This is a genomic window from Streptomyces sp. NPDC051561 (assembly GCF_044454195.1).
Classification (GTDB): Bacteria; Actinomycetota; Actinomycetes; order Streptomycetales; family Streptomycetaceae; genus Streptomyces.
In genome coordinates this window covers 1-3830 of the sequence record NZ_JBITDM010000057.1, presented here as the reverse complement: position 1 = coordinate 3830, position 3830 = coordinate 1, and the positions used below count along the sequence as shown (strand labels likewise).

2 protein-coding genes and 1 pseudogene are annotated in these 3830 nt (G+C 68.3%); 2 read left to right on the top strand and 1 reads right to left on the bottom strand.

Annotation, left to right across the window (positions count from 1 at the left end):
• Both ACIA73_RS41860 and ACIA73_RS41855 read left to right on the top strand, forming a co-directional pair.
• Positions 1-255, top strand: a 255-nt coding sequence (locus ACIA73_RS41860) for a hypothetical protein (RefSeq protein WP_399444271.1), incomplete at its 5' end; no start/stop codon positions are given.
• Between the two features lie 573 nt (positions 256-828).
• Positions 829-3405, top strand: coding sequence for a Helicase associated domain protein (locus ACIA73_RS41855; RefSeq protein WP_399444270.1), 2577 nt, complete (start codon positions 829-831; stop codon positions 3403-3405).
• A 341-nt stretch (positions 3406-3746) separates the two neighbouring features.
• On the opposite strand, the pseudogene ACIA73_RS41850 reads toward ACIA73_RS41855, so the two are convergent.
• Positions 3747-3830: pseudogene (locus ACIA73_RS41850) on the bottom strand (IS5/IS1182 family transposase); the annotation flags it as partial.

Here is a 3830-nt window from a genome sequence, read left to right as displayed (position 1 = left end):
GCGCGCGGTTCGCTCCGCGAACGCGACGCGGAGCCGCTACGCGGCTCTTCCCCGGGTCGCTCCGCTCCCCGGACGCCGGTCCACTCCGTGGCCCTGCACAACCGGAGGACGCTCCGCGCCCTCCGGGCGGTCGGCTCCGCCTCCCTTTGCTCCAGCGCTCCGCGCTGGCAACTCGCCTACTCCGTAGTCGAGTTGGGCCCGCTGCGTGGGCGGCTGGCTACGGAGCAGGGTTCTGCCGGCGGTTCCGCCGCCTGACCAAGTGGTTGTGGATCAGTACGCAGACAAATACCAAAACAGAGCAGGCCGGGCTGAACAACATCCCAGGTTCCTTGCTACTAGCTAGCCCCCACGCCAACATCGCAGTGCTGACTGTCAGCATCGGCCAGCAGACCCAGGGGATCCACTTGGCTCCGGGCTTGACCCACTGCGGGGTCTCACGGTTGGGCAGTTCTCTCATGCGGGCCTCCTTGGTGAGGCATGTGCCCCCGCCCCTCGAAAGCACGCACACCCCGGATGTGAGTCGGCGGGACAGCACGGTCAAAGGCAAGCCGAACCGGATAACCCGCAACCCCGGCGCCACCAGTACCGAACACTTCCTGTCACTCCCTCCAACCCCTGTGCGTCATCCTTCTAGGCCCGCTACTTTGGACCCAGACCACGGACCACCACCCACCCGAGCGGCTCGCAAAAAATCTGCGTCTAACTGTCACTGCTAATCACCGGAACGACACCGGTATTTCACCGGCTAATTCCCACAGTAGCTGACTGTATTCAGCTCCAAAGGGGATAGCAGGAATTCGGCGTCTGCTTCTCAGAAAGGACCCCTGAATGTCGGAGAACGAGCTTCGCGCACATCAGATTGAGGCGGTCGACGCCGTGCTTCGGTATCTCCAGCTCCCGGCCGGCTCCCCCGTGCCGGAGGAGGGACTGCGGTGCCAGGTGATCGCCGCGACGGCTTCGGGGAAGACGCGGATCGCTGCGGTGGCCGCTCAGCGGCTCAACGCGCGGCGGGTGCTGGTCCTGGTGCCGACGACGGATCTGTTGGCGCAGATGGCTGCTGAGTGGCGTCGGGCGGGGCGTGCGGGGGCGATGGTCGGTGCGTGTGAGGCGAAGGTCGCGGCGTCCAGCGGGATGCCCTGCACGACCGACGCGGTGGAACTGTTGTCGCGGGTGGGGGACGACGAGCTGGTGACGGTGTTCTCGACGTACGCGACCGCGACGACCGCCGTCCAGAAGGCGCACAGGCTTGGCATGGCGCCGTTCGACCTCATGGTCGTGGATGAGGCCCACCGCACCTCGGGGGATGCTGAGAAGGCGTGGGCGGGTGTGCATGACCAGGCGAAGATCCCGGCCGTGCGCAGGTTGTACATGACGGCGACGGCGCGGATCTGGGAGTCGGCCGAGGATGCGCGGCGGGGTGGGCGGGAGGCTCCTCGGCTGGTCGCGAGCATGGATCCGGACTCCCCCGTATTCGGCCCGGTGGCGTGGAAATTGACGCTCTCGCAGGCCATTTCGCGCGGTTTGGTTGCCCCTTATCAGGTGGTGTGTGTGGATATCTCCGACCCGGATCTCCATGCTGCGCAGGTTGGCGGGGATCGGGGATCGGACCTCGTGCGCGGGGCCCGCCTCGCGGCGCTCCAGGCCGGACTGCTGACGGCGGCCGCGGACGAGAACCTGCGGAAGTGCCTGACGTTCCACTCCCGGATCAGCGAGGCCGAGGCCATGGCCGAGGGGCTGCCCGGTGTCGCGGCGCGGCTGTACGCGGAAGACCCGGAGCGCTACCACCCGGTGGAGCGGGTGTGGGCGTCGTGGCTGTACGGGGAGCACAAGCCCGGCTACCGCAAGGAGCAGCTGGAGGAGTTCGCGTCGCACGTGATCGAGGTGCCGGACGGGAAGGGCGGCACGGTGGCTTATCCGGCGATGTTCAAGATCATCGCGTCCGTGCGTGTTCTCGGTGAAGGCGTCGACACGAAGGACTGTGATTCTGTCGCCTTTTGTGACGCGAGGGGCTCGATGGTCGACATCGTGCAAATGGTCGGACGGGCCCTCCGTATGCAGCCCGGCGACGGGAAGATTGCCAGTCTGGTCGTGCCTGTTTTTCTCGCGCCGGGTGAAAGTCCGGACGAAATGCTGACGTCTCCGGGGGCTGAGACCCTCGCGAAGGTCCTCGGAGCGCTGCGGGCGCACGACACGGACGTGATCGCGGCACTCGCCGACTCCCGCCCTCGAACGGGGAGTTGGAAGGGCGACGACAACGACGAGGACCGTGATGCGGAGGACCAGGAGCAGCAGGGTGAGGCGCAGGGTCCGAGCGCGCCCGCGCGGGAGCTCCTGAAGTTCTCCACGCCCCGGGATCCGGCGGAGGTCGCCCGGTTCGTGGCGCTGCGGGTGCTGCATCCGGAGAGCGACTACTGGCGCAGCGGGCTCGCGGCCGCGGTGCAGTACGGGAAGGAGGTCGCGAGGAACGGGGAGCTGAAGGTCCCGTACGACTACGTGACTCCGCAGGACTGGACGCCGGGGGGATTCCCGCTGGGGACCTGGCTGAAGAAGCAGCGCAAGGACTACCGGGCCGGTGACCTGGCCCCCGAGCGCGTGCGCGAGCTGGAGAAGCTCGGGGTGGTGTGGGCGCACCAGGACCATGCCTTCGAGGAAGGACTCGCCGCCGCCCGCCGTTGGGCGGGCGAGCACGGGCACTTCCTGCCGCCGGCCACTGCGGTGTGGGACGGATATCCGGTCGGAGTGTGGGCGAAGAACCTGCGGACGGCGGCCCGGCTCGCGGACGTCCGCCTCCAGGAGCTGGAGGAGCAGGGGGTTGAGGTCTCCGGCGAGGAGGCGGTCGGTGGGCTGTCCTGGACACGGCGGGAAGCCCTTAACGCGATCGACCCAGGGTGGGCCCCGGCATGGGACGCCGGATGGCAGCGGTGCCTCCGGCTGGCGCAGCAGCACCTGGAGAACGGCGGCGCCGTGCCGATGACCGCCGGTGAGGTCGTCGTCCAGGGCGAGGACCTCGGGCGGTGGGTGCAGGGCTGCCGGTTCGGGTGGGACGCGCTGCTGCCCGCGCAGCAGTGGCTCTTGGAGAACGCCTTGGGTCTCGAACCGGCGGAGGAGTCGGAGCGGCCGGTGAAGCGCACGCAGGACGACAAGTGGATGCTCAACCTCGCGGCGGCGAAGGCGTTTCACGCCCGTGAGGGGCATCTTCGGGTGCCCCGTAAGCATGAGGAGCCCCTCGGGTCCGGTGAGGGTGTGAACGGCGCTCAGGGGGGCGCTGAGAGGGTCATCAAGCTGGGTGTGTGGATCTCCAACGTGCGTAAGCGGGCGGACAAGCTGAGCGGGGAGCGCCGGGCGGAGCTCGACGTACTCGGCATGGAGTGGAGCGTGGGCGCGAGCAAGAGGAGCGCGTCGTGAGTCCGGCGCGGCGGGCGCTGATCACATCGCACTGGTTTCGGGAAGGGCCCGACCCGTTGGCGGGGTACTGGATCTGTGACTTCCACGGGTGCGGGCGCCACCGCAGCGATCATGCGCAGGCCGAAGGCGACTGGCGCGCTCCGGGCCACTCGTTCATACCGCAGCGGATCAACCCGCCCCGCTGCTACACCTGCGGCTACCACCGCTCCCAGACGCGGCACCTGGCGTGGACCTGGGAGCAATACGGCGCTGCGCTCCAGGAGGGCGTGCCCGCTGCCGGCGCCTGCGCCGCCGGTACAGAGAACGTCGTTGGCCAGAAGGAGTGTTCCGAGTGAGCGTTTTCAGCGTTGCCTCTCCAGGGTGAGGACGGCTTTCGTGATGACGCTCATGCGGTTGGGACTGATGCGGGATCTGCGGAAGATCTG

Coding starts and splice junctions, on each gene's coding strand:
- ACIA73_RS41855 (WP_399444270.1), top strand. CDS start 829: ATGTCGGAGAACGAGCTTCGCGCACATCAGATTGAGGCGGTCGACGCC.